The organism is Rhodococcus sp. IC4_135 (genome assembly GCF_011602025.1).
GTDB lineage: Bacteria > Actinomycetota > Actinomycetes > Mycobacteriales > Mycobacteriaceae > Rhodococcus_F > Rhodococcus_F baikonurensis.
On record NZ_JAAOLG010000001.1, the window covers coordinates 1 to 19906 of the forward strand.

Annotated in this window: 21 protein-coding genes and 1 pseudogene; 13 read left to right on the forward strand and 9 right to left on the reverse strand. The window is 61.8% G+C overall.

From position 1 onward, the window contains the following. Together G8767_RS35645 and G8767_RS00010 are read left to right on the forward strand one after the other, a co-directional pair. A pseudogene (locus G8767_RS35645) lies at positions 1 to 342 on the forward strand (hypothetical protein); the annotation flags it as partial. 143 nt (positions 343 to 485) lie between these two features. After that, entirely contained in the window at positions 486 to 1457 is a 972-nt protein-coding gene (locus G8767_RS00010) for an alpha/beta hydrolase (protein WP_166808975.1), read from the forward strand. 9 nt (positions 1458 to 1466) lie between these two features. On the opposite strand, the gene G8767_RS00015 is transcribed toward G8767_RS00010, so the two are convergent. The 3 genes from G8767_RS00015 to G8767_RS00025 are packed head-to-tail and all read right to left on the reverse strand — an operon-like array spanning position 1467 to position 3741. Next, entirely contained in the window at positions 1467 to 2270 is an 804-nt protein-coding gene (locus G8767_RS00015; RefSeq protein WP_166808976.1) for a transglutaminase-like domain-containing protein, read from the reverse strand. A gap of 59 nt (positions 2271 to 2329) precedes the next feature. Beyond that, complete coding sequence (locus G8767_RS00020; protein WP_095972068.1) at positions 2330 to 2896, reverse strand: nucleotidyltransferase family protein; 567 nt, start codon at positions 2894 to 2896, stop codon at positions 2330 to 2332. Positions 2897 to 2898: 2 nt separating this feature from the next. After that, the gene (locus G8767_RS00025; RefSeq protein ID WP_019745522.1) at positions 2899 to 3741 is read right to left on the reverse strand and encodes an alpha/beta hydrolase; all 843 of its coding nucleotides are present in this window, start codon (positions 3739 to 3741) and stop codon (positions 2899 to 2901) included. A 146-nt stretch (positions 3742 to 3887) separates the two neighbouring features. Between G8767_RS00025 and G8767_RS00030 the strand changes: the two genes are divergently transcribed. Continuing rightward, a complete protein-coding gene (locus G8767_RS00030) occupies positions 3888 to 4997 on the forward strand; it encodes a DUF6670 family protein (RefSeq protein WP_166808977.1) in 1110 nt (369 codons plus the stop codon). Positions 4998 to 5015: 18 nt separating this feature from the next. Next, positions 5016 to 5591: an AAA family ATPase gene (locus G8767_RS00035; protein ID WP_166808978.1), complete on the forward strand. Its 576-nt coding sequence runs from the start codon at positions 5016 to 5018 to the stop codon at positions 5589 to 5591. Here G8767_RS00035 and G8767_RS00040 read toward each other — a convergent pair. Then, positions 5574 to 6218, reverse strand: a complete 645-nt coding sequence (locus G8767_RS00040; RefSeq protein WP_095972072.1) for a formylglycine-generating enzyme family protein — start codon at positions 6216 to 6218, stop codon at positions 5574 to 5576. The genes G8767_RS00035 and G8767_RS00040 overlap by 18 nt on opposite strands. Positions 6219 to 6246: 28 nt before the next feature. Further along, positions 6247 to 7767, reverse strand: coding sequence for a PucR family transcriptional regulator (locus G8767_RS00045; RefSeq protein WP_240951816.1), 1521 nt, complete (start codon positions 7765 to 7767; stop codon positions 6247 to 6249). Positions 7768 to 7942: 175 nt separating this feature from the next. On the opposite strand from G8767_RS00045, the gene G8767_RS00050 reads away from it, so the two are divergent. Continuing rightward, positions 7943 to 8407, forward strand: a complete 465-nt coding sequence (locus G8767_RS00050) for a nucleoside deaminase (RefSeq protein ID WP_021331861.1) — start codon at positions 7943 to 7945, stop codon at positions 8405 to 8407. Continuing rightward, a complete protein-coding gene (gene codB / locus G8767_RS00055; protein WP_166808980.1) occupies positions 8404 to 9735 on the forward strand; it encodes a cytosine permease in 1332 nt (443 codons plus the stop codon). Before G8767_RS00050 ends, codB begins: the two co-directional genes overlap by 4 nt. A 94-nt stretch (positions 9736 to 9829) precedes the next feature. On the opposite strand, the gene G8767_RS00060 is transcribed toward codB, so the two are convergent. After that, positions 9830 to 10675 carry a mechanosensitive ion channel family protein gene (locus G8767_RS00060; RefSeq protein ID WP_003939801.1) on the reverse strand — a complete coding sequence of 282 codons (846 nt, stop codon included), beginning with the start codon at positions 10673 to 10675 and terminating at the stop codon, positions 9830 to 9832. Positions 10676 to 10761: 86 nt separating this feature from the next. On the opposite strand from G8767_RS00060, the gene G8767_RS00065 reads away from it, so the two are divergent. The 4 genes from G8767_RS00065 (at position 10762) to G8767_RS00080 (ending at position 14489) form a co-directional block, all read left to right on the forward strand. After that, positions 10762 to 11400 (forward strand): DUF2461 domain-containing protein, encoded by a 639-nt coding sequence (locus G8767_RS00065; protein WP_166808981.1) that lies wholly within the window; start codon positions 10762 to 10764, stop codon positions 11398 to 11400. A gap of 428 nt (positions 11401 to 11828) precedes the next feature. Continuing rightward, positions 11829 to 12821: an ABC transporter substrate-binding protein gene (locus G8767_RS00070; RefSeq protein WP_007729992.1), complete on the forward strand. Its 993-nt coding sequence runs from the start codon at positions 11829 to 11831 to the stop codon at positions 12819 to 12821. Between the two features lie 83 nt (positions 12822 to 12904). After that, positions 12905 to 13690 carry an alpha/beta hydrolase gene (locus G8767_RS00075; protein WP_166808982.1) on the forward strand — a complete coding sequence of 262 codons (786 nt, stop codon included), beginning with the start codon at positions 12905 to 12907 and terminating at the stop codon, positions 13688 to 13690. 70 nt (positions 13691 to 13760) lie between these two features. Next, entirely contained in the window at positions 13761 to 14489 is a 729-nt protein-coding gene (locus tag G8767_RS00080; protein ID WP_166808983.1) for a Clp protease N-terminal domain-containing protein, read from the forward strand. 69 nt (positions 14490 to 14558) lie between these two features. Here G8767_RS00080 and G8767_RS00085 read toward each other — a convergent pair whose 3' ends face one another. Both G8767_RS00085 and G8767_RS00090 read right to left on the reverse strand, forming a co-directional pair. Then, positions 14559 to 14762 (reverse strand): cold-shock protein, encoded by a 204-nt coding sequence (locus G8767_RS00085; RefSeq protein WP_003939930.1) that lies wholly within the window; start codon positions 14760 to 14762, stop codon positions 14559 to 14561. 139 nt (positions 14763 to 14901) lie between these two features. Further along, positions 14902 to 15795 carry a LysR family transcriptional regulator gene (locus G8767_RS00090; RefSeq protein ID WP_095972124.1) on the reverse strand — a complete coding sequence of 298 codons (894 nt, stop codon included), beginning with the start codon at positions 15793 to 15795 and terminating at the stop codon, positions 14902 to 14904. Between the two features lie 168 nt (positions 15796 to 15963). Between G8767_RS00090 and G8767_RS00095 the strand changes: the two genes are divergently transcribed. The 3 genes from G8767_RS00095 to G8767_RS00105 are packed head-to-tail and all read left to right on the forward strand — an operon-like array spanning position 15964 to position 19042. Beyond that, entirely contained in the window at positions 15964 to 17439 is a 1476-nt protein-coding gene (locus tag G8767_RS00095) for a sodium:solute symporter (protein WP_166808984.1), read from the forward strand. A gap of 41 nt (positions 17440 to 17480) precedes the next feature. Next, the gene (locus G8767_RS00100; RefSeq protein WP_054826364.1) at positions 17481 to 18101 is read left to right on the forward strand and encodes a TetR family transcriptional regulator C-terminal domain-containing protein; all 621 of its coding nucleotides are present in this window, start codon (positions 17481 to 17483) and stop codon (positions 18099 to 18101) included. Further along, on the forward strand, positions 18098 to 19042 hold the full coding sequence (locus tag G8767_RS00105; protein WP_166808985.1) for a C-terminal binding protein: 945 nt from the start codon (positions 18098 to 18100) through the stop codon (positions 19040 to 19042). Before G8767_RS00100 ends, G8767_RS00105 begins: the two co-directional genes overlap by 4 nt. 12 nt (positions 19043 to 19054) lie before the next feature. On the opposite strand, the gene G8767_RS00110 is transcribed toward G8767_RS00105, so the two are convergent. Further along, positions 19055 to 19828, reverse strand: coding sequence for a class II aldolase/adducin family protein (locus tag G8767_RS00110; protein ID WP_095972079.1), 774 nt, complete (start codon positions 19826 to 19828; stop codon positions 19055 to 19057). Positions 19829 to 19906 lie beyond the last annotated feature (78 nt).

The following is a 19906-nucleotide window of genomic DNA, read 5'->3' on the forward strand; positions in this document are numbered from 1 at the left end:
TGGTCGAGTCACTGGTCAGGTAACTCGTTCATCACTACGCGATGGCCCACCCACAGAACCGGAACGACACGCCCCACCTGCGGCTACGCTGTCTCACCGAATGTCCACCACCCCAGGGGACTTACCCTGAAAGTGCGTCTCTCCGGGGCAATGACCGGGTGGAGTAGCTGGGCGGTGCAACCTGCTGGATCTGGTTGCATAGCCGACTTTCGGCAACAAGTGGCGGTGTCCGGAGCGCTCGGTCTGGCCTCGAAGATCGCGAAGCCGGTGTTCGAGTGGAATCATGAAGCGATGATGCGTGGCGGGCACCGCGGACTGTCCGCGTATCTCTCCTCGCCGTGATGGCAAGCCGAACTTGCACACGCTCGAGCAATTGAGGTCCACCCGTCGTGTCATTTTGACGCAGCGTCAGTTATCGTTCACATCAGCAGCCGACAAGTATGTGTAACTCACATGCACAAAACGGCTTGACCTGGGAGGACGCTATGCGGACGCGAGATTCGACGGTATGGCATTGGAACGTGAGCCCGCGAGCACGGGTTATCTTCTGCCTGACCAGGACGTTCGTGAAGCCCATGTTCACCCTCTGGCCGACCACCGAACGCGGTATCCGCCAACTCGAGCGACTCGACGCGATGGCGGACAAACTGCCGAAGCCGAAGAACCTCGACATCGAGCCTTTCACGCTGGGTGGTGTGCCCAGCGAGAAGGTGCAGCATCCACGCAAAGCGCAGGGCGAATTGGCCAGCGCCACAATCCTCTACTTCCACGGCGGTGGGTTCGTCTTCTGCGGTCTGGCAACGCACCGCGCGCTGTGCGGCCTGCTCTCGGCGAAGACCGGCGTACCGGTGATCTCCGTGCGCTACCGACAGTTGCCGGAAGGTTCCATCGGCACCTCCGTCAAAGACGCGATGGCCGCGTACACCGCGTTGCTCGAGACAGCGGAAGATCCGAACAAGATTGTGGTCGCCGGTGACTCGGCGGGCGGTTACCTGGCCATGAAGGTCGCCGAAATTACCGCACTGCGCGGAATCACGCGGCCCGCAGCCGTCGTCGGATACTCGCCGCTTCTCAACGTGAACCTCGAGGACCACGATCCCGATTTCATGAAACGTGACGCCTACCTACCGATGTCACAGGTGGAAAAGCTCAAGGACCGGTGGCTCGAGGGTCCGGACGAGATTCCTGGTGCGCAGTCGCCGATCAACGCCGACGCCAGTCTGATTCCGCCGTCGTTCCTGGTGTCCGCCGAATACGAATTGATGCGTCCGGACGTCGAGATCATGACCGAAAACTTGATCAAGGCAGGACAAGCCGTCGAAACGCACATCTGGAGTGGGCAGATCCATGCCTTCCCGGTGATCGGCAAAGCACTTCGCGAGGGCAAAGCGATCGTCGATCTCACGGTCAAGTTCCTCGAGCGAACGATGGCCTCGCAGAACCAGATCAGCGCCTGACGCTGCTCTTCATCCGATGGACGTCAGTGTCGCGTAGTCGTCGTTGTCGAGAACGCCGTCGACGACTGCGCGAACTTCCGAGGCATGCAAAGTGATAGAACCGCCGTGATTATCGAGGAAGGCTGTGTCCGCGGCGTCTCGGCCGGTCGAGATGCGCACAAGATTGCTGCGCGGGGCCAATTGCGTTGCATCGACTACGCGCCACACGTTGTCGATACTGGCTTCGACGACGGCGTGAAAATCCATCGGATCGCACCCCGGCGCGTAGACGGCCACAAGGCGAGCGGGAATCCCCACCGCGCGTAGCAGTGAGATGGTCAGGTGCGAGTAGTCGCGGCACACTCCGGCACCTGCCAGCAGGGTGTCGACCGCACTGTCGGTGCCACGACTGGTGCCCGGAACATAACTCAAATGTGTACTCACCCAGCGCGTGACTTCGAGGAGGAGTTCGGCCGGGGGAGTGGCGAGATCGAATTGCCCGGCGACAAAACCGAAGAACTTGTCGGCCTCGGCATACCGGCTGGGGCGCAGATATTTCGACACGTCGTAGTCGCTGACCGACGCCGGTTCTGCGCGGCCGATGACGGTTGCGTCGTAGCTGACGATCAGTTTGCCTGGGGCACAGTCGAGTAGATGAATCCGGGTGCCGTGTTCGGCGATAATCTCACGGGGTTCGATCGGATTGCCGTCATGAACGAACGACATCGTTTCCAGTAGCTCGACCCCCGGTGCGCGCGTCACCGCGATCTTGAACTCCAGGTTGGTCGCCTCGTCGATCTCGATGTCGAGCAGGGCGGCGACGGTACGTTTCATCGGGTCATCTTTACACCGAATTCGGACACCCACCACCTGGGAGGATTGTGACAGTGCGATCAGGCTTCGGGATAGTCGATGTCGACGCCGCTGCTGAGGTCGCTGCACTCCACCAACTCGACCCCGTGTTCGCGTAGGTAGGCGTTGGCGCCCCCGTCCCCGGTGAGTGACTTGGCAAGCGTCGGCCAGTGGTCGCGTCCGATCAGGACAGGATGGCCGGGCCTGCCGTGAAAGACAGCTCTTCGCAGTATGTTTCGTGAGCGGGAGCTCTGGCCCACGATACGAGTCACGGTTTCGGCGTTGAGGTCCGGGACGTCGACCAGGGAGATCGCTGCCGCCTCGGCGCCCTCGATCTGCATGGCCGCCTCGAGTCCGCAGCGCAGTGACGCGCTCATTCCGTGTTGCCAATCCGATATCACCACAATGACATCGGTGGTGGGCAGTAGCTCGACGGCGGCCTCGGCTTGGGCGCCGAGGACCACGATGACCGGCGAGAGGCCGGCGGACTGCAGTGTCGTCACCCCGTGGTGGAGCCACGACTGACCGTCGGCGTCTGTGACGAGAGCTTTCGGTTTGCCCATGCGGGATCCCGCCCCGGCAGCCAGCAGGATCCCGCACGTCGACATGACTACGCTCCGGTGACCCGCGGACGCAGCCACTCGATCAGATCGTTCAGAACCTCTTCCTGCTCAGGCTCATTGAAGATCTCGTGGTACAAGCCGTCGTACACCTTCAAGGTGACATCCGAAGAGCCGGCCAGATCTGCGACGAGCTTGCTGCCGGCGGGGTCCGTCAATCGGTCGTCCGAGCCGTGTTGAAGCAGTACGGGAATGGTGAGCGATGGCAGGCGCGCCGGGAAGCCTTCCGCGGCGGTGATCATGCCGCGCGCGATTCCGGCAGGAACCTTGCCGTGGTGAACCAGCGGGTCGGCGTTGTACTTGTCGACGACCTTCTGATCACGCGATACGGCAGCTGCTTCCAGATTCTCGACGGGCACGTCGGGGAGATATTTGCCGACGATCTTGCCCAACTGCATCACGATCTTCGGAGTACCGGTTGCGATGATCACGGCAGGTCCGGACAGGGCGAGGGCTTTGAGATCGGCCTGATGGTCGAGGGCGTAGGAAAGGGCGATCGCGCCGCCCATGCTGTGTCCGAGCAGGAACTTGTCCTTGCCGGGATGAGCCGCCGTCACGATCGAGAACAACGTGTGGACGTCGTCGGTGAAGTCGGAGAATTCCTTCAGGTGAACGCGCTTGCCGCCAGAACGCCCGTGCCCGCGATGGTCGGGTGCGTACACGATGAGCCCGAGTTCCCCGAGACGGGCAGCAACATGGTCGTAGCGCCTCGCGTGTTCGCCGAGGCCGTGGCAGAGGACGAGAACCCCGGTGGGTTCGCGGTCCGGAGTCCACACGTCGTAGACGATCTTGGTGCCGGCCACTCCGGTGAACGACGACTCTTCGTGCTGCATTGTTGCGCCCTCTCTGCGACCGGTTCCGGTACGCGGATTCTCACATGCTATTCGTCCCGTGCGCAGGGCGCGGGTGTTCCGGGTGTGCGGTCGACGAGGAAACTTCGACACTTGTTTGTTACGGCTGGTTACATTAACTTGGGGGCGTGACCGGACAAACTGTTGATCGTTCCCACATTGCCTCCGCCACCCGCTCGCGGCGGTTGTGGCGACCCGCGGTTCGGGCATTGCTGGACGGCGCGCTTCCGCTGATCGACAAGCGGATGGCCGAATCGGTACGCCCGTTCGACCGTCCGGAGATGATGCGCCCGCATCTAGCCTCGCGAAAATTTGCCTGGACGCACTACGGGATCTTCGTTCCCCGATTGCCAGGACCTTTCCGTTACCTCAACACCATGACGCTGATCGGTGCCACCGGGACGATGGTGTTCGACAACGACTATCTCGCTGCACCAGACGCACGAAACACCGCGACCGTGCTGAGTTCCACCGCTGCGCCGGGGCATCACTTCTATCAGGCGTACGACACCGCCGATGAGTGTGCGTTCGAAGACGATGGTTCGCAAATCGCCTTCGGTGACAACCTGATCATCGAGAACAGCTATCCGAACTTCCGTGTCACCGGGCGATACGACTCTTTCGACGTCGATCTCGAGATCGTGGCAACGGATCAAGCGTCGTGGTTCGTGCGCAATCCCGTCTACGACCATGTCAGTCTGCTGGCGCACTGTTCCGGGACGATCTCGAGTCCGGATGGACCGGTGAGTATTTCGGCTCCGTGCACCGTCGAATACGCGCGGTGCATGACACCGCAATCGTTGACTCGCCGCGCGCTTCCCGAGTCGTGGAAGCTTCCGGCCGACTTCTTCACCTACCAGATTGTTCAGCTGGACGACCGGCATCAGTTGTTGCTCACCGATGTTCGAGCGTCAGGAGTTACGGCGTGCAAGCTCGCCTACATTCGGACTGTTGACGGCAGTGCGAAGGTCTTCGACGACGTGGTGTTCGACGTACTCGAGTACGCCGACGCATTGCATGTCGACCCGGAGGGACGTGAGATGCGTGTGCCGCGCGTACTACGTTGGCAGGTACGCGATTACGGCAGGACGATCGTGGAGTTCGAGGCCGAGATCGACTCGGAGTGGCGCTACGGCCACGGTAAGGGGTACGTCGGCGCGTACACCTACCGGGGAAGTTTCGACGGTGCGTCGATCAACGGCACCGGTTACATCGAATGGGTGGACTGCGAAGTCTGAGGCCCCTAGTGTGTATCGGTGCCTTTCGTCGACCCTGCCGAGCTGACGGTTCGTCCGCAGAAGATCCTTGTCGCGGGGACCTCAGGTGCCGGAAAGACGACTCTCGCCGGTCGAATCGGTCAGCTTCTCGAGATCGAACACACCGAGTTGGACTCTCTCTTCCACGGGCCAAACTGGATTCCGCTCGAGAGTTTCGAACCCGAAGTACGACGCTTTTCCAGCGGGCCGGCCTGGGTGACCGAGTGGCAGTACGGTGCGGTGCGTCGGCTACTGGCCGAGCGTGCGAACCTGATGCTGTGGTTGGATCTGCCTCGGCGGACGGTGATGCGCCAGGTGATCACACGAACCGTGCGTCGGCGATTGCAGCGAGAGGTGTTGTGGAACCGCAATATGGAGCCGCCACTGCACACCATTCTGTTCGATCCGGATCATGTGGTTCGGTGGGCCTGGCGAAGCGACGGACGCAACGCGGAGCGAATGGCCACGGTCTTGGTCGATGTGCCGTCGTTGCCGATAGTTCGGCTGCGCAGTCGAGAAGAGATCGAGGCTGTGCTCGAAGTCCTCGGTCGTCTGCCCTCAGATCGTCTGAGCTAGGCGAAATCCCAGGTCGTCGATAGCAAACGTCGGGTGGCTTCGCCTTCTTACGGTAGCGCCGCAACCGCGTTCACTTTCGGCCCAACTGCCGCCGCGAAAGATCCGGTACGTGCCGTACACCTCGGGGTCGTAGAGATCCCAGCACCATTCCCAGACATTGCCGATCATGTCGTACAGGCCCCAATTGTTGGGCGCCTTCATCCCGACGTCATGTGCCCGTCCCCCTGAATTGTCGCTGTACCAGGCAATCTCGTCGATTTCGCCGTAGCGGTAGCCGGAGGTGCCGGCTTTGCACGCGTACTGCCACTCGGCCTCGGTGGCGAGCCGGTAGCCAGTTGCCGCCCGGTCCCACCGCGGAGAATCGGTGTCGACGTCTTGATATGCGGGTGTCAGACCGTCCGCGACTGACAGCGAGTTGCAGGTTGCGATGACGTCTTTCCACGAAAGGTCGACCGCGGGTTTGCTCGAATCGCCCGACGAATTTCCGTGAAGCAGTGCCCTGGTGGTGAGATGGCGTGCGAGGCGGAAGGATTCGACTTTCGAGGTCCATGCAGTGCCTTTGCGGTCGTCCCGAAGGTGCACCTCGCCGGCAGGGATCTCGATCATCAACTCCGCTGCTCCGGTCATACGTCCATCATCGCAGAAGCTCGGTTGCTCACCCGGGGAGACGCTCGAACGCTGCTTGTGGATCAAGGCCGGTGCGCATGCGCCATGCGGTCAGCGCAAGCCCGAGACACACCACCTGTGCCGGATCGTCGAGGGAAACACCCATCAGCTTCTCGATGCGCGTGAGCCGTGCATAAAGCGACTGACGCCGGATGCCGAGGAAATCCGCGGTTCTCGCCTTGCCGCCCCGATGTGCGAGGTACGCGTCGAGTGTTCGGACGAGATCGGCGGAATGTGCTGTGTCGTAGGCGATCAGCGAACCGAGTTGCTCCGTGACGAACGAGGACAGGGAAGCGGGCGTCGTGCCGGCGGCGAGGAGTCGTTGGACGCCGACGTCCCTCGCGAGGATCACGCCGGTCCGGGTGCCGAAGCGTCGCGCGATCTGGACGACCTCGCGAGCTTGCGCGACCGCCACCCCGACGCCGGACAGATCCTCGGCCGGCGTCGCAACTCCGAGCGTGCGTACTGCGGAACCGCCCGGCCCGCGGCGTAGCAGCTCGTCGGCTTCGGTGAAGGTGGCCCGAACTCGTGCCGGGGATGCGGACGCCCACCCGTGCGCGAGCACGATGACGTGATTGGCCGCAGTCCCGACGACGCAGGAACCGAGCACGGCCCGCACGGCGTCGCGTACTTGGTCAGCGAGCTCTCGAACCGGCGTTTGCCGATCGACGTCGACAGCGGCGACGAGGACATGGTGCCCCTCCGACAACGGCGTCCACCCGGCCGCTGTCAGTCGCTCGGACAAGTCGCCGTGTGATGTGAGCACACCGCCCACCACGTCGGTGATCACCGATTGCGCGAGTGACTGTCGTGGGCCGACATCGCCGTGACGTCCGAGTTCCAGAGCCACGGCGACGGCGGCGCAGTTTGCGACGGCGGTTCGGCGTGTGGTTGCGCGCCCGCACAGGACAAGTCGACCGAGCGAGTTCGTCGGGCCGCGTACGTCGTGGATCGTGCGCTCGGTCTCGGATCGCTCTGCGCCGGTTGTGCTGCGCTCGACGGTTCTGCCATCCGCGTCGAGCAGATCGACGGCGCACCCCGCGAGTCGTGACACCTTGTCGAGCAGCGCGGTCATGCCCTGGCCTGCGACCACGAGACTCAGAAGTTCTTGCCAGACAGGCTCGCCCGCTTGCGCCGAACCGAGAGTGCGGCGGAGCATCAGGTCGTGAAAGTCTTCGACCATCCGCTCGAAGGGCACTACCGCGTGCAGGGCCAAGAACGCGAGCCCGCGTCGGCGCGAAGCTTCGACGAGTTCGGGAGGGGCCGTGAGGAACGAGCGACCGACTTCCATCGCGAGCGCGACGCATCCTGCGTCCGCCAACTGGTCGATGTAGGCGGTGAGCTGCTCGGGAGACCGCCCGTGGAGACCGAGGCCCGTGGTCAGAAGGACCTCACCTCCGGACAGCAGCCCACCCATCTCGTACACCTCGGAAGAATGGACCCAGCGGACCACCGCGGTATCGACGTCGCCCGCGAGCACCTCGATTGCGGCGGCCTTGAACGAGGGCATCGCAAGAACTTGTCGCAGAGTCGGGAGCATTTCTATATCGTCCGCCGAGGGGGCACTTCGTCATAGAGCTAGTTCTGCCGAACTGACAGGTTGTCCCTTGTCGGGCTGTTACCACCGTGGTCGGATTGTGACACGAGCCACAATCGACGATTTTGGTCAGACTCCAGGAGCGCACATGAATCACCCGGCACACACCGATGAGTATTTTCTCGGACTTGCGATCGAACAGGCGAAGATCGGTTGGGAGGAGGGCGGCGTGCCGATCGGCGCGGCGCTGATTCACCGCGGCGAGGTTCTCGCAGTCGGACGCAACCGTCGGGTCCAGATGAACAGCGCCATCCGTCATGGAGAGACCGACTGCATCGAGCGTGCCGGACGGCTGCCGGCCTCGGTGTATCGCGAGTGTGTCCTCTACACGACTTTGTCGCCGTGCTTCATGTGCGCCGGAACTGCGCGCCTGTACGAGATCCCTCGAATCGTGGTCGGCGAAAATCGTTCCTTCGAGGCGTCGGAAGAATGGTTGCGCAGCAGCGGAATTCAGGTCGACGTCGTCGACGACGCGGAGTGTGTGGCACTGATGGACCGCATGCTGACCGAGCGCCCGAGCCTCTGGCTCGAAGACATCGGCGAAGTTGTATGAGCAGCGCCGTCGAACCTGCCACGGTCGCAGGCGATTCGGAGAGCGCAGGCCCTCCGGTCGACCCGGACTATCCCGTTACTCCGGTTCCGCTTCATGCACGAAAGCCGTTCTTCTCACTCGCGGTGGTGTTGTTGGGGTTCACCATCTTCACACCGACGATGTTGGCCGGAGCAGCGCTCGGTACCGCGTTCTCGTTCTGGAAACTGATGGTGGTGATCGCCGCCGGATCCGCCATCTTGGGGGTGTACGTCGCCATGATGGGGTTCGTCGGAGCCCGAACCGGACTCACAACAGTTGTGATGGCGCGCTACAGTTTCGGCACTCGCGGGTCCAAGCTCGCTTCGATCCTGCTGGGCGGTACCCAGATCGGCTGGTACGGAGTGATCATCGGCACAATCGGCGATCTCACCGCGCAGGCATTGGGCTGGGATTCCTATCTCGCGCGAGCGTCGGTGATGATCGCGGCGAGCATCTTGATGTGCATCACTGCCTGCTACGGCTACCGCGGAATGTATTGGGTCTCGCTCGTCTCGACGCCTTTGATCCTGGCGTTGGCCTGCTGGGTCGTGTTCCGGTCCCTCGAGGAAGTCGGTGGATTCTCCGGCCTGGTCTCGGTTCAACCACAGACGACCATGACGATCGCGCTCGCAATCACCACTGTGGTCGGCACATTTGTATCGGCGGGAACGCAAGCGCCCAACTGGACCAGGTTTGCCCGTTCCGGATCACAAGCGGTGTGGGCCTGCGTTATCGGGTTCCTGCTCGGAAACGGATTGATGATCCTGTTCGGTGCCATCGGAGCCATCACGTTCCACGAGGGTGACTTCGTGCTGATTCTCTACAACCTCGGGCTTGTCGGCTGGGGCCTGGTCTTGCTGTTCGGGAATCTCTGGAAGAGCAACGCCGACACCGCTTACGCCTTCGGGGTGGCCGGTGCCGAATTGTTCAGAAAGCCCCGCAAGACCCCGTTCGTCATCGGTGGATGTGTGATCGGAACGGCACTCGCCCTGACCGGTGTGCACAACCATCTAGTCGACTACCTGAGCCTTCTCGGGACGTTCATCCCGCCATTGGGCGGTGTGATCATCGCGGACTTCCTGTGCCGCTGGCGGCGCGGCATTCCCGAGAGTTACACCCCGCAGCCGGTCCACTGGCGAAACCTCGCCGTCTATGCCGTCGCAGCGTTCCTCGCATGGCTTTCCGGTGAGTTCGAAGTGGGAATCCCGCCGCTGATCGGCATCGTCGCAGCGATTGCGCTGACGATGTTCCTGCACAGGGTTTTCGGTAACACCTCGGCAACCCGGGAGGTCTCGACCTCCACCGTCTGAAGCACGCTTCAGAGACCGGCGAGCCCCCGGCGGTATCGACCCCGCCGGGGGCTCGCGTCGTTGATAGAAAGGGCAGACGCTTCCGTCCCAACCGTCACCGCAGAACAGGCAGGTACGGTGCCTCGATTCCCTGCTCTTCGAACGCAGTCAGCGCCGAGCGCGCAAATGCGCGCTGGACTGCCCACTGGCGTCCAGGCTTGACCTGCGCCGTCACTCTAATGGTAATTGCCTCGGCAGTAACCGAATTGACTCCCAGCATCTCCGGCTTGTCGATCATGTCCGCCCTGATCGGTTCGGACTCCGCCGCCTCGAGGACAGCTCGCGTTGCCACCTCACACGCTTTGTGCACGTTCGCGTTGTGAGCGATCGGGAGATCGAGAACTGCAGTGGCGTAACCCTGACTCATGTTGCCGACTCGCAGGATTTCGCCGTTGCGGCAGTACCACAAGGTGCCGTTGACATCTCGAATCGTGGTAACTCGCAGGCCCACGGTTTCGACGGTCCCGACCGCGTCGCCGAGATCGACGACGTCGCCGACACCGTACTGATCCTCGAGCAACATGAAGATGCCGGAGAGGAAGTCACGCACCAGGTTTTGTGCACCGAAACCGATGGCAAGACCGATGACTCCGGCGGATGCGATGAACGGCGCGACGTTGATCCCGAGAATGCCGAGGATCTGCAGCACACACCAGACGAGGATGACGATGGACACTGTCGACTTGAGTACCGAACCGATGGTCCGGGCTCTCTGCGATCTGCGCTCGTTCACCTTGGCATTCGGAGACTTACGGGGCTTCGACATTCGATCGATCCCGCGGTGCAGCGCGAAGCGCAGTACGACTGCGAGCGCCACGTAGATCGCGATCTCGACAGGTCGGTGTATCAGCCAGTCCCGGTTGGTGTCGGTCAGTTCCCATGCTTGTATTTCGGAAATCATCCCCATGCAGTCTACGGATTCCGGCCGATCCGGGCATCGGTGCAGGGCAGGCGGTCCAAAGCCGAACAGGCAGCTAGGCTTACGCCATGGCTGCGTTCACTGGCATACCCGTTGCTGCACTCGATTTCTACGAAGACCTGGAAGCCGACAACAGCAAAACCTGGTGGGCAGCGCACAAGGAGACGTACGACGAGGTGGTTCGTCGTCCGATGGCGTCGTTGACCGCGGCGTTGGAGGACGAATTCGGCGCGGCCAAGCTCTTTCGGCCATATCGAGACGTTCGATTCTCGAAGGACAAGATTCCGTACAAGACACATCAGGGCGCGTTCGTCGGTCTTGCCGAGAGCTGTGGCTACTACGTGCAGATCGACGCGGCAGGGTTGATGGTGGCCGGTGGTTTCTACGCCAGCAGTTCGGAGACTATCGCGCGTTATCGTGCGGCTGTCGACGACGACGTTCGAGGGCCGGAGCTCGAGAAGATCCTGGCCTCCGTCGAGAAGGCCGGATTCACCATCGGCGGCGACAAGCTCAAGACGGCGCCTCGCGGATACACGGTCGATCACCCGCGAATCGACTTGTTGCGACACAAGTCGCTCACTGCTGGTCGCAGTTACCCAAGCCCCTCGTGGCTGGACAGCGCCAGGACGTTGAAGGAAGTTCGCACAGCGTGGCGCGCATTGACGCCTCTGGTCGAATGGTCCGGACAGGTGCTCGGACCGAACTGACCGTCCGACAGAAAAGTGTGACGTAGCCGTCGGAGAGTTCACCTCGAGTTCATCGAAACTCGAGACGCCTGGGGCTAGCGTGGTGTGTGTAACCGAAAGTTTCGGCCCCGCTTCGAGTCGCAGCGCCGCAGTTCGAAGCCATTTTCTCTCGATCGACATCGTGAACAACCCGTGTCAGTGGAGACCATCATGGCTATGTTTCTCGCTCTCGTCCTGATCATCTCGGTCCTCGGAATCGTCGGCACCTACCTCGCGTTCAGCGCGGTCTACTTCGTCGAGATGCGCAAACTCGACAAGTAGGGGGCTCGATTTGGCCTGATCCGACTATTTCTGGGCCGATCGCGACGACCCTCCCTGCGTACGCTGTTAGGGCATCCTTATCCGCTCGCAACAGTGGATGATTCATTTCTTCTGGAGGTTCGACACGCATGCCCGCTCAATCCACGCTCTTGCTTCCCGAGGGCTACTCCGACAACCGCCTAGTCTCGGACCTCACGCGTCGGCAGTTCGGCTTCGGTGCCGGTATCGCCGGACTGGGCGCGTTCCTGGCGGCCTGCGGTGACAGCGGGAGCAGTTCGGGTGAAACCGAAATGCGTTCTGTGACGACACCTCTCGGAACGTACGACATTCCTGTCAATCCCAAGAGGGTTGTCGCGATCGACTCTCGACTCGACCTGGAACCTGCTGTAGCGCTGGAACTTCCGCTCGTCGGCTACACGTACGCCCAGGCGACACCGTGGGTGCCTATCGATTCGTCGGTACCGTTCCTGTCGGAGATCCCCAACCGCGAACAGATCTTGGCACTCGAGCCCGACCTGATCGTGTGCCTCAACTACGAGAGCGAGTGGTGGCCGGTAGCCGAGATGTCCACCATCGCACCGGTTCTGACGACCGAGTTCACCGACGACTGGCGTACCAACCTCTCGCGGCTGTCGGGCTGGCTCGGTCGAACGGCCACACTCGATCGATTGACGCTCGACTACGACAATCTGATTTCCGACATCCGCAGTCGTCATGCCGAGAAGATTGCGTCCAAGACCGTCGCCAGTGTCTCGTTCATGCCCGACACGAACACGCTGTACGTCACGAGCATCCGTACGTCCGAGAAGGGCGACAAGCCCAGCGACATGACGCTCGGCGACATCGGTGGCAAAACTGCCACCTCGGAGGGCCTCGATCCCGAGGGTGGCGTCAGCCTCGAAGGCCTCGATGTGCTGGCCGGCGTCGACGGCTTCATGATCACCGAAAACGAGGACAGTGCCGCGTACCAGGCATTGGTGGCGAGCAAGCTGTGGCAGCGACTCCCGGCAGTGCAGGCGGGCAACGTCACCAGTCTGGGTGGCTCCACGTTCTACGGTTCGATCTACACGATTTCGTACGTGGCACAGGGTTGGGATGCGCTCTACAACAAGATCAGCTGAAGCCTCTGCCGACTGGACCGATGAGTTTCGGTAGCGCGGGCGGTCTAATCAGGTAGGCATTGACCAAACCTGAGGAGATCGACGTGCAAACAGAGCAATCCCCAGAGGTAGTGCAATCCCGCGACGGTACGACCATCGCATACGAACGCTCCGGTGCCGGACCAGCGGTGGTCCTGGTTGCCGGAGCGTTCTGCGATCGAGGATGGTTCGATTCTCTCGCTGCAGAGTTGGCGGCGGGTTTCACGGTGTACTCGTACGACCGGCGCGGACGCGGGGACAGCGGTGACAGTCGTGCGTTCTCGATCGACGCCGAGGTAGAGGACTTGCGGGCGGTCGTCGCTGCCACCGGTGAAACGCCGCTGGTTTACGGATTGTCGTCGGGTGCTGCGCTGGCTTTGGAAGCTGCCGCGCAGGCCGTACCGATGCGCAAGCTCGCCGTTTACGAGGCGCCGTACATGGACGACGACCAGCGTGACGTGACTGCCCAAAGCGATCTGGAGCGGTTGATCGCTGCCGGTGACAGGGAGGGGGCTGTGACCCGTTTTCTGGACCTGACCGGCGCGTCTTCGGAGATGGTCGACGAGATCAAGCGGAGTACCGATTGGCCCGAAATGTGCGCCATCGCGCACACCTTGCCCTACGACGTCGCCGTGTGCGATCACGGCTGCGAGTCGCTCGACTGGCTGGCCTCGATTACCGTCCCCACGTTGGTCATGTACGGCGGTGAGAGTGGTCGATGGGCACCTGCCTCGGCGACGCGAATCGCTGCAAAAGTCTCGGGGACAAAAACTTTGGAGATCCCCGGTCAGGGTCACGGCGTTGCCGACGACGCTATTGTCCCGGCTCTGCGTGAATTCTTTTCCGGCTGATCACTGGGCGGCGAAAACGATCGTCAACCTGGGGTTGACGTTTTCGATTGCGTCAACCTATGGTTGACGCATGAGCAAGCCAGTGGAAATGACCAACAAGGTTCGACTCGACGACCTCATCGACGCGATCAAGAAGGTGCACACCGACGCGCTCGACCAACTGTCCGACGCGGTGATCGCAGCTGATCATCTCGGTGACGTTGCAGATCATCTGATCGGCCACTTCGTCGACCAGGCGCGCAGGTCGGGAGCGTCGTGGACGGAGATCGGCGCGAGCATGGGTGTCTCGAAGCAGGCCGCACAGAAGCGTTTTGTTCCCAAGGCGCCGAATGATCAGAAGCCGATGGATCCGAACGAAGGATTCAGCCGGTTCACTCCCCGGGCGAAGAACGTCGTCATGGCCTCGCAGAACGAAGCCCGCGCCGCCGGTAATGCAGAGATCCAGCCTGAGCACCTGATCCTGGGGCTTGTCGAGGAGCCTGCCGGGTTGGCTGCGAAGGCGATAGTGGCGCAGGGGGTGGACCTCGGGTCCGTTCGGGATGCAGTGGCGGGTGTACTACCGGCTCCGACTTCCGAACTGCCAGAACTCATTCCGTACGACGCTCGTGCGCGCAAGGTCCTGGAACTGACGTTCCGTGAGGCTCTTCGTCTGGGCCACAACTACATCGGAACCGAACACATCCTGCTCGCGCTGCTCGAACTCGAAGACGGATCAGGTGTTCTGGCCGATCTCGGAATCTCGAATTCAGTGGCGGAGTCGAACATCGTGGGCGCGCTGGCCGTCATTCAGGATCAGTGATTCAGGGGCGAACCTGATGCAGAAGAGGGCCGCACCCTTGCGGGTGCGGCCCTCTTCTTGTGTCACTGATTAGACAGCGCGCACATTGGTGGCCTGAGGACCCTTCTGGCCCTGGCCAACCTCGAACTCCACACGCTGGTTCTCGTCGAGCGACTTGTAGCCGTTGCCCGAGATTTCAGAGTAATGAACGAACACGTCCGGTGTTCCGTCGTCGGGAGCGATGAAACCAAAGCCCTTTTCGCCGTTGAACCACTTCACGATGCCCTGTGCCATACCGATACTCCCTACAAACTCGATCCGGGCCCTCACATCGAAGTCCCGATCTCGATATGTCTATCCTCCCACGCCGCGCAAGTCGAAGGGTGGGCGACGTGCAGAAAACGGTTTGTCAGCATGATCAGAGGTGGCCGCGCTACTGATCTTCGACGCTGGTTCTGACCAATTCACGGAAGGCGAGGACCAGTGGTTCGCGTGCCCGTCCACGGCGATAGATCAGGGAGAACGGTGCCTGATAGCCGAAGGAGGCAGGCAGTAGGGGGCGCAGTCGTTGCTGGTCTACCCAGTATCCGGCGTAGTGCTCGGGTAGATATCCGATGTATCCGCCCGAGAGGATGAGAATGAGTTGCCCCTCCATGTTCTCGACGGTGGCCGATCTCTCGGTGAATCCTTGGCGAGCCAATTCGGCTTCGCTCCAATAACCCCTGGTGACCATTCGTTGACGGGTGATGACGTCCGGGTGCACCCGCTTGCTCGCGAAGAGTGGATGTTTGTCGCTGCAGTAGAGCCAGTGCTGCTCGCGGTGTAGGGCCTGTGCGGTCAGACCGTTCATCGGCGAGGCGAATGCGCCGATCGCCACGTCGATACGGTCGTCTAGGACGCCTACTTGAAGCTCGTGCGGAGTTTGGACCTTGAGGTCGAGATAGACGCCGGGGTGTGTTCGGCTGAATTCGCCGATGACGTCGGCGAGTGGGAGCGTCGAGTCCGTGACAGTCGAATCCAGCACCCCGACGGTCATCGTTCCCCGCAGTTCGCCTTGGAGTGCGGTGGCATACCGCTCGAACCCCTCCAGTTCGCCGAGGATGCGGACGCACTCCTGGTGGTAGAGCTCGCCCTTGCTGGTCAGACTGAACCCACTGCGGCCGCGGTGGCACAGGACGATGCCGAGCTGGCGTTCGAGCTGGCTCATGTAGGTGCTGATCGCCGAGGCGGACAGGCCGAGGTCCTGTTGCGCCGGCGCGAAGCCCTGGTGGCGCACCACGGAGGTGAAGATCCGAAGCAGTTTCAGATCGGGAAGTGAGCTGCGCATCGGGTACCTCGGCAGAGTCGCGAACAGATACATCAGAAATTTCTGAAGTGATTATTTGTATCAAGTGATTTATTTCACGTCAATCGTCTTCTACGGTTTCCTCAGGCGGTCTGACGAGACCGGCGTCTGCACTCGGACCTGCTGGTACTTCACGAAGGAATCGTCACCATGGACATAGCCATAATCCTGACCTATCTGGCCGCAATGCTGGCGTTCGGTTGGTGGGGCAAACGCCGCGCGAGCAACTCCAGCGAGTACCTCGTGGCCGGTCGAAGGCTCGGCGGAGTTCTCTACACGAGCACGATGGCCGCCGTCGTCATCGGCGGAGCGTCCACGGTCGGTGGTGTCGGCCTCGGCTACAAATACGGAATCTCCGGTATGTGGTTGGTTGTCTCCATCGCCGCTGGTGTGCTCCTGCTGAGTCTGTTGTTCGCCTCCCGGATTCAGCGTCTGAAGGTATACACGGTTTCGGGAATGCTGAAGTTGCGCTACGGAATCGACGCAACCGGCGCGTCCGGCATCGTGATGATGGCCTACACGTTGATGCTCACCGTTACGTCCACCATTGCCTACGCCACTATCTTCAACGTGCTCTTCGGGTTCGACCGGACGCTCTCCGTAATCCTCGGTGGATTGATCGTCGTCGCGTACTCCGCGATGGGCGGCATGTGGTCGATCACCCTGACCGACGTCGTTCAGTTCGTCATCAAGACCATCGGAATTTTCTTCCTCCTGCTCCCGTTCACATGGTCGAAAGCCGGTGGGTACGACGGGATCAAGGAGCGTGTGGGCGACGCAGCGTTCTCGCTCGGCACCATCGGCACCGGCACGATCATCACCTTCTTCGTCGTGTACACGCTCGGAATCCTTATCGGGCAGGACATCTGGCAGCGTGTGTTCACGGCCAAATCGCCCGAAGTTGCGCGCTGGGGCGGCGTCGCAGCGGGCGTCTACTGCCTGCTTTACGGTGTGGCAGGTGCACTGATCGGTCTGGCGGCCTCGGCTCTGATGCCTGACATCGGATCTTCCGACGACGTCTACGCCGACGTGGCAGTCCACGTTCTCCCGATCGGTCTCAGCGGCATTGTCCTTGCAGCGGCCGTCGCAGCGATGATGTCGACTGCTTCGGGCGCGCTGATCGCTACTGCCACCGTGGCGCGGCAAGACGTCTTGCCACTCGTCTCGAAGATCTTCGGGCGTACACAGCCTGGCCTGGATACGTCCGATCCGGAAGCAGATGTGCGCGGAAACCGTCTGTACGTCATCGTGATCGGTCTCGTCAGTATCGTCCTCGCCGCCCTGATCAACGACATCGTCGCGGCGCTCACGATTGCGTACGACATCCTCGTGGGCGGCCTGCTCGTCCCGATCCTCGGTGGTCTGGTGTGGAAGAGGGCCACCGGAACCGCAGCGATGGCATCGATGGCGGTGGGAACGGCAGCGACTCTGATCACGATGTTCGTCGTCGGCGACGTGCTGGCCAACGAACCGGTGTACGTCGGTCTGGTGAGTGCACTCGTTGTCTTCGTTGCGCTGAGTCTGACCACGGCGCCGACTCCGCCCGCAGTCATGAAGATCTGGAACGAGCGAGTTTCCGGAAAGGGCACGGAGACGGCGGAACCCGAAGTCGCCCCGATAGCCTGAAGGTCGGTGCGTGCAGGAGTGCAGCCACAAGGAGGTAGATCGTGCCCAAGGTCGTTGATCACGACGAGCGACGGTTGGTGCTGGCCGACGCTGTTCTCAGCCTGATCGCCCGCGAGGGTATCTCGGCGGTGACCACCAGGGCGGTTGCCGAGGAGAGTGGATGGTCGACCGGAGTGTTGAACCACTACTTCAATTCTCGACACGAACTTCTCCTCGCCGCGCTGCGCCGGGCCGCGGACATCCAAGGTGATCAGTATCAGGTCATCCTGGATCAGGTCGACAACTCGGCGCTCGAAAAGTTGCGGGGAATCACCGCCAGTGTCTTGCCGCTCGACGATCGGCGCCTGGCGATGACGCGCGTGTTCCTCTTCTTCTATGCCGAAGGCGCACAGGAAGAGAAAGCTCGCAGTGAGATCGCGGGCTTTCTCGCTCGGTGGCGCCGGATCGTTCGCGAGACGGTTCTGGAGGCGCAACAGGAGGGGTCGGTGCCGGCAGATGTCGACCCCGACCTCGTGACGATCAGGTTGGTCGGACTCACCGACGGCCTTGCCATGCAGTCGATTCTTGATCCCTTCATGATGGACGCCATTCGGGCTCCCGGCGCGGTGGCCCGAGGCGTCGACGCAGTCCTGCAAGCGATATCCGCGGAGGCTCGGACGTGACGGATCGAATCGTGGTGCTCGACGATTTCATCGACCTCGGCACTCTGCGAGAAACTCTCGGCGCCGCCGGGATCGACGTCGGCGTCGAGTTCAGTTCCGAGATCCCGAGCGGCGCAGGCATAATCGCGCTACTGGTGGGGCCGGAGACTCTAGGGCTCGACGCACATCATCTCGACTCCTTGCCGGATCTGCGTCTCCTGGCGGCCACCTCGGCCGGGTTCGATCACCTGCCGGTGGGCGCGGCGCATGATCGGGGCGTCACCGTCACTCGCGCGGTCGACTACTGCACCGAGGAGGTTGCCGATCACGCGCTGGCGTCGATCCTGTCCTTGCTGCGCTCCATCGGTCCGCTCGATGCCGCAGTGCACCAAGGTCGTTGGAGTGTCGTGGAGTATCCGCCACGTCGGATCGCAGGAACAGTTCTGGGCCTCTATGGATTCGGACTGATCGCTCAGGCACTTGCCAGCCGTGCAGCAGCGCTGGGGATGACGGTCTTGGCAGCGGGGCGTTCGCTCTCGGCCGGAGCGCCCGGCGTCGAGGTCGTGGAGTGGGACGAGCTTCTGCGTCGATCGGACGTGTTGAGCGTGCATGTTCCGTTGACTGCGGAGACTGCGGGCATCGTGGACGCTCAGGCTTTGGCGTCGATGAAGCCGGGATCGTTCCTGGTCAACGTCTCGCGCGGAGGCCTCGTCGATCACGAAGCGCTCGGAAGTGCTTTGCGTAGCGGCAGATTGGCCGGCGCTGCGGTCGACGTGCTACCGGCAGAACCGCCGACTGCTGATGATCCGATACTGCAGATTCCGAACCTGACGATCACTCCTCATGCCGCCTGGTATTCGTCGGCGGTCTCGGGGACTCTGGCCAGGCAGTCCGCACTCAACGTCGTTGCGGTGCTGACGGGAAAGACCCCGGTGGGCGTTGTAGCCGCACCGGGGTCCTGAGGGGCGCTCGCCTCAGTTCTTGTATTCCGGATCGATTCGATCGAGAAGGCGAAGTAGTGCAGCCCAGGCTAATTCGTAAGCCTGGTCGTCACTGAATTCGTCTTTCACCTCGCCCGCGAATTGTCTGGCGGTGTACTCCGCCAGTTCAGGGGAGGGTAGGCGCAGACTGCCGGAAGCCTGTGCGGCGATCTGGATGTCGCATGCTTTCTCCAGGTAGAACATTCGCAGAAATGCTTCCGACGCAGTCTCGCCGACAGTCAGCAGGCCGTGATTGCGGAGAATCAGCGCGGGGTGGGTGCCGAGATCCTTCACCAACCGCTCACGCTCGGCGGTGTTGAGAGCGATGCCCTCGTAGTCGTGGTAGCCGACCCGATTGTAGAACTCCATCGAGATCTGGTTGAGCGGCAGCAGACCGTCTTCCTGTGCTGCGACGGCGCAGCCGGCCTTGGTGTGCGTATGAAGGACGCACTGTGCGTCTGACCGCGCGGAGTGCACTGCCCCATGGATTACGAATCCTGCTGGGTTGACCTGATATTCGGACGGCTCGACGAGGTTCCCGTCGAGATCGATCTTGACCAGGTTGGATGCTGTGATCTCTTCGAAGAGTAGGCCGTACGGATTGATGAGGAAGTGATGTTCGGGCCCCGGAACGCGCACCGAGACGTGCGTGAAGATGAGGTCCGTCATCTTGAAGTGGGCGAGCAACCGGTAGACGGCGGCGAGTTCGCGGCGAAGTTCCAGTTCGGACTTGGCAATTGTTGGCGGGGTGGTGGCCGGCGCGCTCATGCGGTCTCCGTTTCTATGAGCAGTACAACTTCGTTTAAATATATCAATCGATATATTTAAACGTCAATGGTTGTCGTA

What these genes read in the sequence shown, in the direction of transcription:
- G8767_RS00010 (WP_166808975.1), top strand. Translation starts at nt 486, where the DNA reads ATGCGGACGCGAGATTCGACGGTATGGCATTGGAACGTGAGCCCGCGA.
- G8767_RS00015 (WP_166808976.1), bottom strand. Translation starts at nt 2,270, where the DNA reads ATGAAACGTACCGTCGCCGCCCTGCTCGACATCGAGATCGACGAGGCG.
- G8767_RS00020 (WP_095972068.1), bottom strand. Translation starts at nt 2,896, where the DNA reads ATGTCGACGTGCGGGATCCTGCTGGCTGCCGGGGCGGGATCCCGCATG.
- G8767_RS00025 (WP_019745522.1), bottom strand. Translation starts at nt 3,741, where the DNA reads ATGCAGCACGAAGAGTCGTCGTTCACCGGAGTGGCCGGCACCAAGATC.
- G8767_RS00040 (WP_095972072.1), bottom strand. Translation starts at nt 6,218, where the DNA reads ATGACCGGAGCAGCGGAGTTGATGATCGAGATCCCTGCCGGCGAGGTG.
- G8767_RS00045 (WP_240951816.1), bottom strand. Translation starts at nt 7,767, where the DNA reads ATGCCCTCGTTCAAGGCCGCCGCAATCGAGGTGCTCGCGGGCGACGTC.
- G8767_RS00050 (WP_021331861.1), top strand. Translation starts at nt 7,943, where the DNA reads ATGAATCACCCGGCACACACCGATGAGTATTTTCTCGGACTTGCGATC.
- codB (WP_166808980.1), top strand. Translation starts at nt 8,404, where the DNA reads ATGAGCAGCGCCGTCGAACCTGCCACGGTCGCAGGCGATTCGGAGAGC.
- G8767_RS00060 (WP_003939801.1), bottom strand. Translation starts at nt 10,675, where the DNA reads ATGATTTCCGAAATACAAGCATGGGAACTGACCGACACCAACCGGGAC.
- G8767_RS00065 (WP_166808981.1), top strand. Translation starts at nt 10,762, where the DNA reads ATGGCTGCGTTCACTGGCATACCCGTTGCTGCACTCGATTTCTACGAA.
- G8767_RS00070 (WP_007729992.1), top strand. Translation starts at nt 11,829, where the DNA reads ATGCCCGCTCAATCCACGCTCTTGCTTCCCGAGGGCTACTCCGACAAC.
- G8767_RS00080 (WP_166808983.1), top strand. Translation starts at nt 13,761, where the DNA reads ATGAGCAAGCCAGTGGAAATGACCAACAAGGTTCGACTCGACGACCTC.
- G8767_RS00085 (WP_003939930.1), bottom strand. Translation starts at nt 14,762, where the DNA reads ATGGCACAGGGCATCGTGAAGTGGTTCAACGGCGAAAAGGGCTTTGGT.
- G8767_RS00090 (WP_095972124.1), bottom strand. Translation starts at nt 15,795, where the DNA reads ATGCGCAGCTCACTTCCCGATCTGAAACTGCTTCGGATCTTCACCTCC.
- G8767_RS00095 (WP_166808984.1), top strand. Translation starts at nt 15,964, where the DNA reads ATGGACATAGCCATAATCCTGACCTATCTGGCCGCAATGCTGGCGTTC.
- G8767_RS00110 (WP_095972079.1), bottom strand. Translation starts at nt 19,828, where the DNA reads ATGAGCGCGCCGGCCACCACCCCGCCAACAATTGCCAAGTCCGAACTG.